13 protein-coding genes are annotated in these 15,763 nt (G+C 54.9%); 10 read left to right on the forward strand and 3 right to left on the reverse strand.

Annotated features, from left to right (window positions below):
- Window positions 1-10 precede the first annotated feature (10 nt).
- The 6 genes from qoxB (at window position 11) to NYE69_RS06300 (ending at window position 6,648) form a co-directional block, all read left to right on the forward strand.
- Complete coding sequence (gene qoxB, locus NYE69_RS06275) at window positions 11-1,981, forward strand: cytochrome aa3 quinol oxidase subunit I (RefSeq protein ID WP_326045755.1); 1,971 nt, start codon at window positions 11-13, stop codon at window positions 1,979-1,981.
- The gene (qoxC, locus tag NYE69_RS06280; protein WP_036626515.1) at window positions 1,978-2,574 is read left to right on the forward strand and encodes a cytochrome aa3 quinol oxidase subunit III; all 597 of its coding nucleotides are present in this window, start codon (window positions 1,978-1,980) and stop codon (window positions 2,572-2,574) included. The genes qoxB and qoxC overlap by 4 nt, the downstream gene beginning before the upstream one ends.
- Before the next feature lies 1 nt (window position 2,575).
- On the forward strand, window positions 2,576-2,860 hold the full coding sequence (qoxD, locus tag NYE69_RS06285; RefSeq protein ID WP_328272033.1) for a cytochrome aa3 quinol oxidase subunit IV: 285 nt from the start codon (window positions 2,576-2,578) through the stop codon (window positions 2,858-2,860).
- Between the two features lie 813 nt (window positions 2,861-3,673).
- Entirely contained in the window at window positions 3,674-4,045 is a 372-nt protein-coding gene (locus NYE69_RS06290; RefSeq protein WP_328272034.1) for a metal-sensitive transcriptional regulator, read from the forward strand.
- A gap of 28 nt (window positions 4,046-4,073) precedes the next feature.
- Window positions 4,074-4,274 carry a copper ion binding protein gene (locus NYE69_RS06295; protein WP_328272035.1) on the forward strand — a complete coding sequence of 67 codons (201 nt, stop codon included), beginning with the start codon at window positions 4,074-4,076 and terminating at the stop codon, window positions 4,272-4,274.
- 148 nt (window positions 4,275-4,422) lie between these two features.
- Complete coding sequence (locus tag NYE69_RS06300) at window positions 4,423-6,648, forward strand: heavy metal translocating P-type ATPase (RefSeq protein ID WP_340925200.1); 2,226 nt, start codon at window positions 4,423-4,425, stop codon at window positions 6,646-6,648.
- Window positions 6,649-6,925: 277 nt separating this feature from the next.
- Here NYE69_RS06300 and NYE69_RS06305 read toward each other — a convergent pair whose 3' ends face one another.
- Genes NYE69_RS06305 through NYE69_RS06315 form a run of 3 tightly spaced genes read right to left on the reverse strand, consistent with a single transcriptional unit; the run spans window position 6,926 to window position 8,580 of the window.
- Window positions 6,926-7,528 carry a hypothetical protein gene (locus NYE69_RS06305; RefSeq protein ID WP_340925202.1) on the reverse strand — a complete coding sequence of 201 codons (603 nt, stop codon included), beginning with the start codon at window positions 7,526-7,528 and terminating at the stop codon, window positions 6,926-6,928.
- Window positions 7,515-7,709, reverse strand: coding sequence for a hypothetical protein (locus tag NYE69_RS06310; RefSeq protein ID WP_036626509.1), 195 nt, complete (start codon window positions 7,707-7,709; stop codon window positions 7,515-7,517). The genes NYE69_RS06305 and NYE69_RS06310 overlap by 14 nt, the downstream gene beginning before the upstream one ends.
- A 16-nt stretch (window positions 7,710-7,725) precedes the next feature.
- Window positions 7,726-8,580, reverse strand: a complete 855-nt coding sequence (locus NYE69_RS06315; RefSeq protein WP_036626508.1) for an SPFH domain-containing protein — start codon at window positions 8,578-8,580, stop codon at window positions 7,726-7,728.
- A 345-nt stretch (window positions 8,581-8,925) separates the two neighbouring features.
- On the opposite strand from NYE69_RS06315, the gene NYE69_RS06320 reads away from it, so the two are divergent.
- The 4 genes from NYE69_RS06320 (at window position 8,926) to NYE69_RS06335 (ending at window position 15,681) form a co-directional block, all read left to right on the forward strand.
- The gene (locus NYE69_RS06320; protein WP_326045729.1) at window positions 8,926-10,203 is read left to right on the forward strand and encodes an IS110 family transposase; all 1,278 of its coding nucleotides are present in this window, start codon (window positions 8,926-8,928) and stop codon (window positions 10,201-10,203) included.
- Between the two features lie 909 nt (window positions 10,204-11,112).
- A complete protein-coding gene (locus tag NYE69_RS06325; RefSeq protein ID WP_326044800.1) occupies window positions 11,113-12,951 on the forward strand; it encodes a cache domain-containing sensor histidine kinase in 1,839 nt (612 codons plus the stop codon).
- A gap of 33 nt (window positions 12,952-12,984) precedes the next feature.
- Window positions 12,985-14,181 carry a response regulator gene (locus NYE69_RS06330; RefSeq protein WP_340925206.1) on the forward strand — a complete coding sequence of 399 codons (1,197 nt, stop codon included), beginning with the start codon at window positions 12,985-12,987 and terminating at the stop codon, window positions 14,179-14,181.
- Window positions 14,182-14,391: 210 nt separating this feature from the next.
- Window positions 14,392-15,681, forward strand: a complete 1,290-nt coding sequence (locus NYE69_RS06335) for an ABC transporter substrate-binding protein (RefSeq protein WP_340925208.1) — start codon at window positions 14,392-14,394, stop codon at window positions 15,679-15,681.
- Window positions 15,682-15,763 lie beyond the last annotated feature (82 nt).

A 15,763-nucleotide genomic window follows, 5' to 3' on the forward strand; every position in this document is an offset into this window, starting at 1 on the left:
GTAGCTTAACATGAAATGGGACGAATTTTTCGTCACTGGGGAACCGATGATTTACGGCGCCATGGTCAGCATCGTTGTTGCGTCGCTGGCGATTCTCATCGGATTAACCTATTTTAAAAAGTGGGGCTACCTGTGGCGCGAATGGTTGACGACCGTCGACCACAAGCGTATCGGGATCATGTATATTATCTGCGCTCTGCTGATGCTGTTCCGCGGCGGCGTGGATGCGCTCCTGATGCGCGCCCAGCTGGCCGTCCCGGAAAACGGGCTGCTGGATGCGCAGCACTATAACGAGATTTTTACGACGCACGGGGTTATCATGATCCTGTTTATGGCGATGCCGTTTGTCATCGGGCTCATGAACGTCGTGGTGCCGCTGCAAATCGGCGCCCGCGACGTCGCGTTCCCGCGGCTGAACGCGGTCAGCTTCTGGCTGTTTTTTGCCGGGGCGATGCTGTTTAACATCTCCTTCGTCATCGGGGGCTCCCCGGATGCCGGCTGGACGGCGTATTTCCCGCTGGCCAGCATCGAGTTCAGCCCGACGGTAGGGAATAACTATTACTCGATCGCCTTGCAGATCGCCGGTATCGGTACGTTAATGACCGGGGTCAACTTTGTCGCTACGATTTTGAAAATGCGCGCCCCGGGCATGACGCTGATGAAAATGCCGATGTTTACCTGGTCAGTGCTGGTTACCTGCGTCATCATTATGTTCGCATTCCCGGTGCTTACTGTGGCACTGGCGCTCATGATGTTCGACCGGCTGTTCGGCTCACAGTTCTTTACGATGGCCAACGGCGGGATGGATATGCTCTGGGCCAACCTGTTCTGGGTCTGGGGCCATCCGGAGGTATATATCGTTATTTTGCCCGCATTCGGGATTTATAGTGAAATCATTGCGACGTTTTCGCGCAAAAACCTGTACGGCTACAAATCCATGGTATTCAGTATGGTCGTCATTTCGCTGCTGTCGTTTATCGTATGGGCGCACCACTTCTATACGATGGGCCATGGCGTGATGGTCAACGGCGTGTTCTCGATTACGACGATGGCAATCGCGGTGCCGACCGGGGTTAAAATCTTTAACTGGCTGTTTACGCTCCGCAAAGGGCGGATCGAATTTACGACGCCGATGCTGTATTCGCTCGCCTTTATCCCGATCTTTACGATCGGCGGCGTCACCGGCGTCATGCTGGCGATGGCGAGCGCCGACTATCAATACCACAACACGATGTTCCTGGTGGCCCACTTCCACTACGTGCTGATTCCGGGCACCGTGTTCGCCGTGATCGCGGGCTTCTACTACTGGTTCCCGAAGCTGTTCGGGTTCCGGCTGAACGAACGCCAAGGCAAGCTGGCCTTCTGGATCATCGCGATCAGCTTCAACGTCACGTTTATGCCGCTGTTCTTCCTGGGACTCAAAGGCATGACGCGGCGGATGTACACGTATTCGGAAAGCACCGGCTTCGGTCCGCTGAACTTGATCGCCTCGATCGGCGCCGTCGGTTTGGCGATTGGCTTCATCGTGCTGGTCTACAACATTTACTGGAGCTTCCGGTACGCTGAAAGAGACAAAACCGGCGACCCTTGGAACGCGCGCACTTTGGAATGGAGCACGCACAGTCCGGTGCCGGAGTACAACTTTGCGGTGGTGCCTGAAGTGGACGATCTTGATCCGTTCTGGAAAGCGAAGAAAACCGGCAAGCCGCTGTACAACGGTAAAATCGAAGAGATTCATATGCCGAACAACAGCGGGCAGCCGATTATTTTGGGGATTATATTCTTCTTCTTCGGATTTTTCATGGTGTTCAGCTGGTGGATTCCGGCGATCATTGCCGGCCTTGGCGTAATCGTCATGCTGGCGGTGCGTTCGTTCGAGCGCGATCATGGACGCCACATTCCGGTCAAGGAAATCAAAAAAACCGAAGAAGCCTTGATGCGAAGAGAATCGGAAGCAGGATTGCGGGGTGAACACGCATGAAAATAGATCATTCTTTGCCGCTTGAATACCAGACAGAAGAGAACAGCAACCGGATCTTCGGCTTCTGGCTGTTCCTGGGCGCGGAAATCGTGCTGTTCTGTACGTTGTTTGCCGTTTACCTCACGCTGTGGAACCGTACGGGCAGCGGCCCGGACGGGAAAGAAATTTTCGAAATCGGGCCGGTGCTCGCCGAAACGTTCCTGCTGCTGACCAGCAGCTTCACCTGCGGGCTGGCGGTACACAGCATGCGGCTCGGGATGAAAAAGGCGTTTATGTCCTTTTTCATCATCACGCTGCTGCTGGGCCTCGGCTTCCTCGGCGTGGAAATTACCGAGTTCGTGACGTACGTTGGTGAAGGGGCGACGCTGCAAACGAGCGCCTTCCTGTCCAGCTTGTTCGTTCTGCTCGGCACGCACGGCGCCCACGTGACGCTGGGCCTCTTGTGGGGCACCGGGTTGATGATTCAGGTGAAACGCGAAGGCTTTACGCTGGATACTGCGAACAAATCGTTTATTTTCTCGCTGTATTGGCACTTCCTCGACGTCGTCTGGATCTTCATCTTCAGCTTCGTTTATTTGAAAGGAATGATGTGACATGAAAAAGCTATTTCCTGTTCAGCACGTCATGGGATATGTATTTTCGCTGATTCTGTCCGTTGTGGCGTTGTCGGTAGTTTTCTGGGATATGCCGATGGCGGTGGGGCTCACGATCCTGCTCATTTGCGCGGCGATCCAAATGTCACTGCAGCTGTTCCTGTTCATGCATATCAGCGAGGGCGGCACAAAAGCCGCGCTGTTTACCAACATCGGTTACGCCCTGTTCGTCGGCCTGGTCACCGTTTTCGGCACCTTGTTCGCGATGATTTGGGGTTATCAATAACATTGTGTTCAGGAATCGAGTATAGGAATTGTGTGCAGGAATTGTGTGCAGGAATTGTGTACAGGAAAACCCGTTGTCACCTTACAAGGTGGCGGCGGGTTTTTTGCTTGTTATAGCAGGGAAAGTAGGTGTAGTACGGGAATGTGGGGCTTGAAGAAGCTGGGGCATTAGTTGCTTGGCCGATGATTTAGAAGCGCCTTGTGGTGATAGGAAGAGGATTTTGCGATGATAAGAAGCCTTTGAGGTGATATGTAACCTCTGTGATGATAAGTAGTTTTTGTGGTGATAAGCAGTCTTTGCAGTAATAAGGAGTGTTTTGCAAGGATCAAATGCAAAAGTGCATCTCATATCGCAATTTTCTTGCTCCCGAGACGTATGGAATGCAAAAGTGCAGTTGAGTAGAGTGAATATGGTAAAATATGGTTGAATGGCTGAGTTTGAACTGCACTTTTGCATTTGACCCACCTGTTTCGAGGAGTTTCGACGAAATTCGCCTGCACTTTTGCATTTCGTAAAGCTTCGACTGATCGTAAAGCTCCGACCAAACGTTAAACTTCGACTGATCGTAAAACTTCGACCACTTGTAAAGCTCCAACCACTTGTAAATCTTCGCTCGAAGCATCCCTCTGTTGAACGCCAACTTTTTTATCGGATACAGGGCTTGAATTATGGAACAAACAAGGGAATAAGCGTGAAATCAAGCGCTACAGGGCAAGCTGAGAAAAATTGCATCTGCCTCTTTACATACCCCGTGGGGGTATATTATAATGAGTTTACCACAACAAGTTATGCTGGTTTGAAAGGAGAAGACGTATGGCGGACAATGTTCAGGAACATACACACCATTGTGAAGACCACGGAGTGCAGAACGAGGGCAAAGCTGAGGGCAAAACCGAGGGCAAAACGGTTCGGCGAAGCCACCATTCCGAAGCCTTGAAAAGCAACCTGACCAGCCGATTGAACCGGATCGAAGGACAAATTCGCGGAATCAAAGGGCTGATCGAAAGAGATACTTACTGTGACGATGTTCTGAATCAGATTGCCGCCGTCCAGTCCGCGCTCAACAGCGTCGGCCGGCTGTTGCTCGAGGGACATATGAGAAGCTGCGTCATCGAACGGATTCAAGCCGGCGAGACGGAAGTGGTGGATGAGCTGCTGGTGACGGTCAATAAGTTAATGAAGTAAAATATCAAAAATTTAGGAGGCAGGAATCATGCAAAATATTACGTTGAACGTGGAAGGCATGTCGTGCAATCATTGCGTTAAGTCGGTAGAAGGAGCCGTTGCGGGATTGGGCGCCACTGGCAAGGTCGATTTGGCGGGCAAAAAAGTAGAGGTTGCTTTCGACGAAAGCAAAGTGACGGTGGACCAGATTAAAGAAGCGATCGAAGAACAAGGATATGACGTGGTTTAATGCAAAAACCTAAGTTGAGTCAAACCGCTTCGAGTCTGATACGGATAACCGCTTGATCAGGCCCGGAATAAGCGGGGATTTTTTTGTTTGAAATATACCCCGTGGGGGTACATTGAAGCGAAACGCAAACAAATATGGAGGAATCACTATGGAAAAAGCACTGTCGGCCCCCAACGATCAAGCGATGCTGCAAATTACCGGCATGACCTGCGCCGCCTGCGCGGCCCGGATCGAAAAAGGGTTAAACCGGCTTCCCGGCGTGGAGCAGGCGAACGTGAACCTGGCGCTGGAGACGGCCCAGGTGACGTATGAGCCGGGGCAAGTATCGCTGGAGCAAATCATCGATAAAGTTAGCAAGCTCGGATACGGAGCCATTCCCAAGCCTTCGGAGCAGGAGTCGGAGGACATCCGGACCCGGGAGATCCGCAAGCAGAGAAACAAGCTGATCGTGTCGGCAGTGCTGGCATTTCCGCTGCTGTGGGCGATGGCCGGGCATTTCTCCTTCACCTCGTGGATCTGGACGCCGGAGCTGTTCATGAACCCCTGGTTCCAGCTGGCGCTGGCGACGCCGGTGCAGTTCATCATCGGGCGAGGCTTTTACGTCGGCGCCTACAAAGCGCTGCGCAGCCGCAGCGCCAATATGGATGTGCTGGTCGCGCTCGGCACGTCGGCGGCGTATTTTTACAGTCTATATTTGAGCCTGGACGCCCTGAGTATGCCGCATGGGCATACCCCCCAGCTGTATTATGAGACGAGTTCGATCCTGATCACGCTGATCCTGCTCGGCAAATGGTTCGAAGCGCTGGCCAAAGGCCGTTCCTCGCAGGCGATCAAAACGCTGATGGGGCTGCAGGCCAAGACGGCGCTTGTCGTCAAAGACGGCGTGGAGACGGTCGTGCCGATTGAATCCGTTGTTCCGGGCGACCTGCTGATCGTCAAGCCGGGCGAAAAGATACCGGTAGACGGTATCGTGGCCGGCGGCTCGTCCGCGGTAGATGAATCGATGCTGACGGGGGAGAGCATTCCGGTCGAGAAAAAAGCAGGCAATCCGGTCATCGGGGCGACCGTGAACAAACACGGCGTGCTGCGCGTTCAGGCCACCAAGGTCGGCAGGGAAACGGCGCTGGCGCAGATCATCCGCGTCGTCGAAGAGGCGCAAGGGTCGAAGGCGCCGATCCAGCGGGTGGCGGACGTGATCTCCGGGATTTTCGTGCCGATCGTTGTCGGGATCGCTGTGGTGACGTTTTTGGTGTGGTTTTTCCTGGTGGCGCCGGGCAGCTTTGCGGAAGCGCTGGAAAAAGCGATCGCCGTGCTCGTGATAGCCTGTCCTTGCGCGCTAGGGCTAGCGACGCCGACGTCGATTATGGCCGGCTCCGGGCGGGCCGCGGAGTACGGCATCCTGTTCAAGGGCGGCGAGCATCTCGAGACCGCCCAAGGGCTCGACGCAATCGTGCTGGATAAGACCGGCACGATCACGCGGGGGCAGCCGGAGCTGCGGCAAGTCGTCCCGGCCGGGGGCTGGGACGAAGCGGAACTGCTCCGGCTCGTGGGCGCCGCCGAGCGCAGCTCCGAGCATCCGCTCGCGGATGCGGTCGTTGCCGGGGCGCGGGCGCGCGGCCTGGATCTGCCCGAGGCGACCGCCTTTGAGGCGGTGCCGGGGCATGGTATTGCGGCGGCCGTAGAAGGGCGCCGGGTGCTCGCCGGCACGCGCCGTCTGATGGCGCGGGAAGGCGTCGACGTCTCCGCCGCGCTGCCGGAGATGACGGCGCTGGAAGCCGCCGGCAACACCGTGCTGCTCGCCAGCGTGGACGGCGTCTACGCCGGCATGGTCGCCGTGAGCGACACCGTGAAGGACACGTCCAAAGCCGCGGTGGCGCGGCTGAAGGCGATGGGGCTTCACGTGGTCATGATCACCGGCGACAACGAGCGCACGGCGAAGGCGATCGCCGCCGAGGTCGGCATCGACGAGGTGCTCGCCGAGGTGCTGCCGGAAGGCAAAGCCGCCGAAGTCAAAAAGCTGCAGGAGCGCGGCCTGAAGGTGGCGATGGTCGGCGACGGCATCAACGACGCCCCGGCACTGGCTGTGGCCGACGTCGGCATCGCCATCGGTACGGGCACCGATGTGGCGATGGAGGCCGCCGACGTGACGCTGATGCGCGGCGACCTTGAGGGCGTGCCGGACGCGATCGCGATGAGCAAGCGCACGATGGGCAACATCAAGCAGAACCTGTTCTGGGCGCTCGCTTACAACACGATCGGCATCCCGGTGGCGGCCGTGGGCTTCCTCGCCCCTTGGCTCGCCGGCGCGGCGATGGCCCTCAGCTCGGTATCCGTGGTGCTGAACGCGCTGCGGTTGCAAAGAGTGAAGCTGTAAGCCTGGCAGTTGGCTGGGCCAAAGCAGGAAACTGAAGGAGATTGGCATTAACAAGCCCCAAGCGATAGCCGTTCCATATCGGCTTCGCCTGGGGCTTGTTGTTCAGTATCCGCCAATCTATTGGAATTTCTCCAATGAGAGGGGCGTGGGTAATAAGCTTATGCCGCTTAGATCGCTGGAATCTAGCGAATACGGTGAACAAGCTGCTATAAAACATGAAGACATGCAACCGGGGGAGCGGAGGCGCCGCGCGGCGTTATTTTCTATGGTAATCAGGTTATGGTTTTTCATAAATGACCCCTTGCTCATAAAGCCCTTGGATGAGCAGCTTCATGAGCTGCACACTGCTGACGAGCGCAGGCACATCGGGGTGTTTGACACTTTCCGAAAAACTTAGCGACGCTTCGTGCGCTTTGAGCCGGAGCTTGATGTGCGCGCCCGGATGCAGTTCCAGCGCCTCGGCCAGGCCGTCCTGCTTGAGGACGGGGCGCAGCAGGCCGGGGTGCGACGCCCGCGCGCGGAACCGCTTGTTCAAGGCGGAATCGGGCAGCGCGGCAGGCCGCAAACGCCCGGAAAGCAAGCCGGGCGCCGGGCGCTTGGCGGAGCAAAGATCGAACTCCAGCTTGCGGCGGGGCCGGTAGCTGTATTTTATGCCGATAACATGCGCTTGGCCGGAGGAACTGGAGCTGGGGTCGGCCAAGGTGACGATGCATTCCCCAAGCTCGTGGGGAAGTCTGACGCGCACATGCTGTCTCGTATATTTCAGCCCATGAAGTTTCGCGGCCGCGTACGTGCCTCCGCCGGTTTTGGCAAATTCCTTCAAAAGCGCCGCCGATTTGGACTCCCACCACGGTTTGCGAATCTGTTTAGTCTGCGTCATGCTTCTCCTCCTCTTTGCCCGGCGCCCGGTTTGAGGGCAGCCTGCCTTCACGGCGCAACGCTTCCCGCAGCAGGTATTCGATATGACCGTTTACGCTTCGGAATTCGTCCGCTGCCCAGCGTTCCAAAGCTTGATACAGGATCGGGTCAAGGCGAAGAGGGAAGCTTTTTTTGCTGGCCATTATGATTGGCGTCCTTTTAGTAAAGCGTGCTTGTGTTGATGACCGGCTGGGCGGAACGGTCGGAAACGACGGCAACGAGCAGGTTGTTGATCATCGCGGCTTTGCGCTCATCGTCCAGCTCCACGACCTGACCCGCCTGCAGGCGTTCGATCGCCATCTGCACCATCGTGACGGCGCCGTCGACGATTTTCTCGCGCGCGGCGATGATGGCTTCGGCCTGCTGCCGCTGCAGCATGGCGCTGGCGATTTCGGTCGAATACGCTAAATGGGTGAGGCGCGTTTCAATCACTTTAACGCCGGCGATCGCCAGCCGGTTTTGCAGTTCATCGGTCAGCTCCACCGCGATTTCTTCGGTATTGCCGCGCAAGGAGAAGCTTGCCGTGTCCGGTTGGTCGTAAGGGTACTTGCTGGCGACGTGGCGTAGGGCCGCTTCGCTCTGAATTTCCACGAACGTTTCGTATTCATCGACCTCAAACAAGGCTTTCGCCGAATCGACGACCGCAAAAACAACGACGGTTGCGATTTCGATCGGGTTGCCGTTCACGTCGTTGACTTTCAGCTTCGCGCTGTTGAAATTGCGGACTCGCAGCGAAACTTTCCGGCGGCTTGAGAGCGGGACAGCCAGGTATAATCCGCTTTTGCGAATGACGCCGAGATAACGTCCGAAAAAAGTCACGACGGCCGCCTGGTTCGGCTGTACGATCGTAAGGCCGGTGAGCAGCACGAAGGCGATGGCGCAGGCGGCGATTCCGCCAATCACGGGCAGCGCGCCGGAAAGCGAGATCAAATAGACGCCGGCGGCCGCGAGTGCCAGGATAAACAGCAAGGCGGCAAAGCCGTTCAAATAAGACATTTCTTTTTCCTTATACATACGGGAACACTCCTTCAAAATAATAAAGTCATATTGTATTGATATTTTTATGATATCACTTTTGCAATAAAATGTAAATTGTTCATTTTAAAAAAGGGCTGACAACAACAAGTATCCCTGATAATTTCCAGAATTCCCGCAAAAGTTCAGGTTTTCGAGCGATACTATCGCCCGCCGAAAATCTAACGGTTGTAGCAGCGGCTATTTTGCGAAAAAAGACCTTTTCTAAATTCTAAACATTCCTGTGTAGGTTAAGATTTCGTCTTTGAAAAAAACAGGAGCGCCTCGTATGATAGGGGTGTCGACGGGTCAAAAGCCCTTAAAACCTATCAGGAGGCGCTTACTATGAAGTCTACTCGAATTCAAACCACAAATCAACGGATTGAACGAATTACCATGCAGCATGCGATCATCGGGATTGACATCGCCAAGGATGTTCATGCCGCCCAAGTGACCGATTTTCGGGGGCGTGTCCTGACACCACGCCATCTGTCGTTCGCAAACACGCGGGAAGGCTTTGAGAAGCTTCTGCGCTGGACGTGTGACGTACAGGACAAACACCATCTATCCTCACTCATCGTCGGCATGGAGCCCACAGGCCACTATTGGTTCAATCTCGCGAATTGGTTACGGGAGCAAGGGATCACGGTGGTACTGGTGAACCCGGTAACAGTGCATCGTAATAAGGAAAATCGCGACAATTGCCCGTCCAAGAACGATCCCAAGGATGCATTGAACATTGCCGACGTAGTTAGCCGAGGCTTCTACACGGACTATACGCCAGAGGCGGCTGTTTTCAAACGACTCAAGGCGGTTATGAGTGATCGAGAATTTTGGGTCAAGCAGCAGGTGAGCCTGGGAAATCGCATTATCCGCTGGATCGATCTGAAGTTTCCGGAATTCCGTTCGGTCTTCCCGGATTGGACAGTTTTGCGTTCTCTGGCGTCGCTCCGCGCCTTTCCGTTGCCGTCCGACTTGCAGGGTCTTCGTACGGATGACGTGATCGAAGCTTGGCGTGAGCAAGGGATGAAACGTGCGGGCGGAGTAAGTGGCAAAGCGAAGGCCGCCCGGCTTCTTCTGGTGGCTGCACATAGTATCGGCGATATACAGGCACTTGAAGAAGCGCGGCGTGACCTGCAGCGTTTGCTGGATGCGTATGAATATGCCGTCAAGTCGCTTGAGGAGATCGAGCAGGAAGTCAAGAAGTTACTAGGCTGTATTCCGCTAGCTGGGCAGTTGCGAAGTATTAAAGGCCTTGGAACCATAACGATCGCGGCCCTTCTGGCTTGTGCCGGAGATTTGCGTAACTATGCCCATGGGCGTCAACTGCTGCGCCGGGCCGGTCTGAATCTAGCGGAACGTACTTCGGGCAAGTTCAAAGGACAGATCAAGCTCTCCAAGCGCGGGGACAGCATGCTTCGCAAGTATCTCTACCTGGGCGTGCTGGGCTTGGTTGGCCAACATCCGGACTTTAAGCGATGGCATGAGTACAACCTGAAGAAAGGAATGAAGAAGATGGCTTCAATCACCAAGTTAATCGGCAAACTCGCTCGAATCCTCATTGGCATGGTTCAGAAGGGGGAACCGTATCGCTCCGAGATAGCGGTCCACCGAGTCGCCTAGCCTAAATCTATTGACGTAACCGAGCCTGGCTGATAATCCGTCGTCATACGAAGATTGACTCGTTCGCAGGATTCGAACAAAGAAAGCAACACAGAACCGAGTTTCGCAACCGTAAGGGCAAATGACCCATCTTTTAAACGCAATCGGTCTCCACGCCTTGGACAGGTACAACGAAGGAATGTAAGGGCGAAGACCCGTAGAGACATGGGAGGGTGAACCTCCAGGGGCCGAGTGGAGGGTGCAGGAAACCATTTTTTGGAGAAGTGCAAAGATGCACGACTTCTGTTCCTGCACACCCTTTTGCAAGAAACCACGGCTTTTTGTCCGGAGCTCCCCCATCTCTTCGCTTTTCAAGGTAGCGAAATCCTGCGAATAAGTGAGTATTCGTGAGAAAACTTCTTAAATACGAGGGACGGTTGTGATCGCCGTTATTTGCCTGATTCTAAGCCAAAATAGCCGGATTTAAGTGAAATAAGCGCTATGGCATCCGTTACAATTTGAAATCAATGTTTCTGGAACAAATAGTGGTTATGGCAACCGTTAGAATCGCCAGTTATATCAACGCCGACTTGTCAATCCCATAACGCCTGCTTGTCAATCCCATAACGCCTGCTTGTCAATCTCATGCCTCAAAAGTTGGGCCTCTAAACTATTTAGTTGTTTATCCTTGTATATAAACTTAAATTAAGGAATAATGATTGACTAATCGTCGTATTAATTGTATTTTTAGGTCGTAATTATGTTTTGAACTAAAATAGGTGGTTTTGTTTAGTCTTAAATGGGTTGCTTGGTTTAGCTTTTAAACCCTCAGCATGGGGGACAACATGCAGGGGGGATCGGCTCGGGAGTATCGTTGTTCCTTTTCTATGATAAGATCGGGATATCTTTTGACAGCTGGGGGTTGAAGTCATGTTTTGGAAGCGCTTATCTTATCAAAGAAAATTGTTGCTCGTGCTTATCGTCGTCAGCAGTCTGCCGGTGCTTCTGGTGGGAACGATCGCCTACCGGAAGTCTTCGGAAACCTTGATGATGCGGACGGAGCAGGATCTGCAGGTTATTGCCGGACAGTTGATTTCGGCGATTCAGAAACAAGTCAGCGATTTCGACCGTTTCAGCATTTTGCCTTACTATATGCCGGAAGCGTTTACAATTTTTAATCGGCCTTACGTTCCCGAAGAGGACTGGGGGTCGGCCGAGCTGAACGCGCAGCGGCAGCTGATTCGTTTAATGAGCGCGTATCCTTCGATTAACAAATCGATTAAAGCGATGGTTCTGTACGGCAACAACGGCCGGATCAGCGGGTATCAGCTCAGTGGAAGTTCCTCCATCAACCGGGCCTACGACGTGAAGCAGGAAGACTGGTATCAAGAGGCGTTGGAGAAAAAAGGCGGCTTCGTCGTCTCGGGCTTGCATGAGGTGGGGCAATTCGAAGGGGGATCGTTCGAGGCCGTCACCGTATCGAGAATGCTTCTGGACGAGGAAATGCGTCCGCTCGCGGTGATCGCCATTCATATTTCTCCCGATTTCATCGAAAATATCATTGATTCCTCCGGGCTGCAGGATACCGCCGTGACCGTCGTCGACGCAAATCATCGGCTGATCTACGCTTCGGATGAACAAGTTGCCGCGCGTCTGCTGGAACGTCCGCTTGACGCAGGCGCGAGCGGCGGCGTCTGGACGGCGGAGAGCAAGGTCGATAACCGGAGGGTGAAGTACAGCGGTGTGGTGAGAAAAAACAATTATTTGGGCTGGACGATCTACGTGGGCAAAAACCAGCAGGTGATCCTGCAGGGCAGCAACACCATACGCAAATATACGCTTGTGATCGCCGCCCTTTTGACGGTAGCCTCGGCGCTCGTATCCTGGCTGCTCGCCGGCAATCTTTCGCGCCCGATCAACCGGCTGATCCGCTCCATGCGGAGCGTCGAGACCGGGAAATTCGAGGTTCTGGAAGCGCCGACCCGGTATGACGAAATCGGGCAGCTGCACTTGAGTTACGCGCGTATGGTCAGGCGGCTGGACGAGTTGGTCCAATCGATCGCGGAGAAGGAGCGGCAGAAGCGAAAGGCCGAGCTGTACGCGCTGCGGGTGAGGATTCAGCCGCATTTTTTGTACAACACGCTCAACTCGATCCGGATGCTGGCCATGTTGCAGCAGTCCCCGCAAATCGCCAAGCTGATCCATGCCCTGAACCGTTTGCTCCAATCCTATCTAAAGCTGAACGATGAGCTCATGCCCTTGTCCAAGGAGATCGATCTGCTGCGGGATTACGAGCAATTGATGGATCTGCGCTACACCAATACGTTTGCCGTCGAGTGGGACGTGCCTGAAGAATTGCTGGACGCGGGGGTACCGGCGATGCTGCTTCAGCCGATATTGGAGAATGCCATTTTTCACGGTTCCCGGGGACTGGACCGCAAGCTGGCGATCCGCGTAACAGTTTCGCTGCTGGAGCGTGACCGCCGCAAGCTTTGCCTTGAAATCAAAGATGACGGAGTCGGGATCGCGGAGGAGCAGATCGCGCGCCTGCTGGAGGAGCGGTCCGGGGACGAAGCTTCCCATATCGGCATCAACAACGTCAACGACCGCATCCGGCTGTGGTTCGGCAGAGAATACGGCCTTGCCGTTCAACGCTTGGAGCCGGGGACCGCCGTGATCATGACAATACCCTATAAACCGTTGAAGCGCGAGTTCAAAAAGCCGGGTTTTCAGGACCGGGAAGGCTGGAGGAAGCCGGGGACTGAGTAGCTAAAATGGGGGACTTGAAAAGGGGGATTAGAAATGTGGAATCTGCTAGTTGTGGAGGACGAACCCATCGTCAGAATGGGGCTGCGGTATATGGTGGATTGGGAGGCGCAGGGCGTGTGCTGGAAAGCTGAAGCCGCCAACGGCGAGGAGGCGGTGAAAGTGCTGGAGTCGGAGGAGATCCATATCGTGATGACCGATATCCGCATGCCGGGCATGGACGGGATCGAGCTGGGGCGCTATATCCGCAGCCATTGGCCGCAGCATATCCAAATGATCTATTTGAGCAGTTATGACGATTTTCCTTATGTCAAGGAAGCGATTCGCTTGAACGCGCTCGATTATCTCCACAAGCCCACCATGGACGAGGAGGAAGTGAAAGGGGCGCTGCAAAAAGCGGTCAAGCTGCTGGAGCAAAACACGTCCAGGACGCTCCCGGCATGGCCGGAGGAGGAGCGCAACGCTTGGCTGATTTCCCTGCTTGATACGTATACTTATCCGCGGGAAATGCTGGTGCCGGAGCTTGCGCCGGAAGGATCGCTGTCCCAAGGGCTGTGGCTTGCCGCTATCCGCCTGCGGGGCGATGCCGCGGATCAAATCGCTGCGGGGGAAGCCAAGGATCATCTGAAATTCATCTCGATCCGATATCTGATTGAAGAATACGTGGGCCGGGACTTTGGCGGACTCGTCTTTCACCGGGGCCGCCGGGAAATCATCTGGCTGGCGCCGGCCGTGCCGAAGTCGGGGGCGGGCGGCCGCTGCGGCAGGGAGCAGTACCTGGAGCGGCTGCGGAGCAAAATCTTCGAGCTGCTCAACGCCTCGATCGTCTATTCCTTTAGCTCCGTTTACGGGGACCCGCAGCACATTCCCGAGGCTTACCTGGAAGCCGAATTGAAGTTTCCGGTGAACCAGCAGAGCGACAGTTTGCATATCCGCCTGGCGAAGGAATATGTGGATGGCCACCTGCTGGAGGATATTACGCTGCAGAAGGTGGCGGACTCCATTCCGATCAGCCCGGGTTATTTAAGCCGCATTTTTCTGAGGGAAGTGGGCGAAAGCTTCAGCGAATACGTGATCCGCAACAAAATCATCCACGCCCAGAAGCTGCTGCGGGAAACGAACAAAAAGGTGTATGAAATCGCCGAAATCCTCAGCTACACGAATCCGCATTATTTCAGCAAGCTGTTTAAAGAACGGGTGGGGATGACCCCGCTAGAATACCGGAACCGTTAGTTAGTGCAAAAAAAGATACCAAAAAACAGGATTCGTCTATCGGACCGTCATTGAAAGGCGGCGGACGGCCATAATGCGTACGCGAAGTGTACGAAATGACAAACGCTGCTTATACCCGGCTGCGGCCCTCGGATAGTAGACTTAAAGCAGGTAAACAAGCGGAGCGCTTGCATACCGAAAACTTACATCATATATAACGGGGGGACGCTTGTGAGAAAAAAACGCTTAACGGCAGTACTGGCGGCGATGACGGCGATCGTATTGATGTTATCGGCCTGCGGAGGAGGCGCCGGATCGAAGAACGCCGCCGCAGGAAACGGGGCGGGAGGCGAGAAGGCCCAGACGGCCGTGACGATCTGGGTGCTGAATGATCAACAGGCTTATTTGGAACCGATCATCAAAGAGTTCGAGAGCAAAAATCCGGACATCAAAGTGGAGCCCACCTTCTACGGCACCGACCCGCTGAAGGAATCGCTCAAGGTAGCCGCCGCTTCAAAGACGCTGCCGGACATGTGGTTTACTTGGGGCGGGTCGCTTGGTTCATTTTATCCTGAAAACGGTCTCACCATGGATTTGACCCAAATCGCGGCCGAGCATAAATGGGACGAGATTTACAACCCCGCGGCGCTCGACCTGGTCAAATTCGACGGGAAAATCACGGGCGTACCGTTCCATCTCGCCTCGCTGGGGGTATTTTATCCGAAAGAGCTGTATACCAAATTAAACCTGACTCCGCCAACCACGTTCGCCGAGTTTGAAGGCCAACTGCAAACGATGAAGGAGGGTGGGATTACACCTTTTGCCGTCGGCGGCAAGGGCGGCTGGATGCTGATGCGTTGGGTTGAGCAGCTGATCGAACTTTACGGCGGCCCGGAACTCCATGACAAGCTGAACGCCCTGGAAGCTTCTTGGGACGACCCGGCCGTGGTGCAAACTTTTGCCAAGCTGAAGGAATGGTCCGATAAAGGTTATTTCGAAAAAGGCTTCATTACGCTGGACCCGCAGGAAGCGGAGACGCCGCTTTACAGCGCGCAGCAAGGTTTTGCGCTGGAGGGGGCATGGGTTGATCTGAGCTTTGCCCAGGCGGGGGCCGATCCGAATCAGTTCGGCATCTTTAAATTCCCGAACGATCAGCAGCCGGTGCGGATGTCCAGCTTTGCGGAAATGTTCCAAATCAACGGAAGCTCCGATCCGAAGGTGCAGGAGGCTGCCGTAAAACTGGGCGAATATATTACCGGTCAAGAAGTTGTGGATCAGTATATCGACCAGTACGGTTCGCCGGCCCTGAAGCAGTTCAAAACATCCGCGCAGTCGCCGCACACTTCCGAAATGGCCGGGATGATCGGGGAAGGCAACTTCCTGATCGCGGACCAGGCTTTGCCGCAGACGGTGGTGCAAAAGCTGTTTGAGGCTCAGGATGCCGTCGTGCTGAACGAATGGACGCCTGAGCAGGCGGCCAAGGAAATTCAGAAAGCCGCCGAGTCGTATAAAAACAACTAGAACGATAGGCGTTTGGTGCTTAGCTTTCAGGGAAGCGGCCTGCCGGCCGCGCCCTGAAAGCCGTTTACCGGATTTGGAGGGA

Source organism: Paenibacillus sp. FSL R5-0527, from assembly GCF_038008055.1.
Taxonomy (GTDB): Bacteria; Bacillota; Bacilli; order Paenibacillales; family Paenibacillaceae; genus Fontibacillus; species Fontibacillus macerans.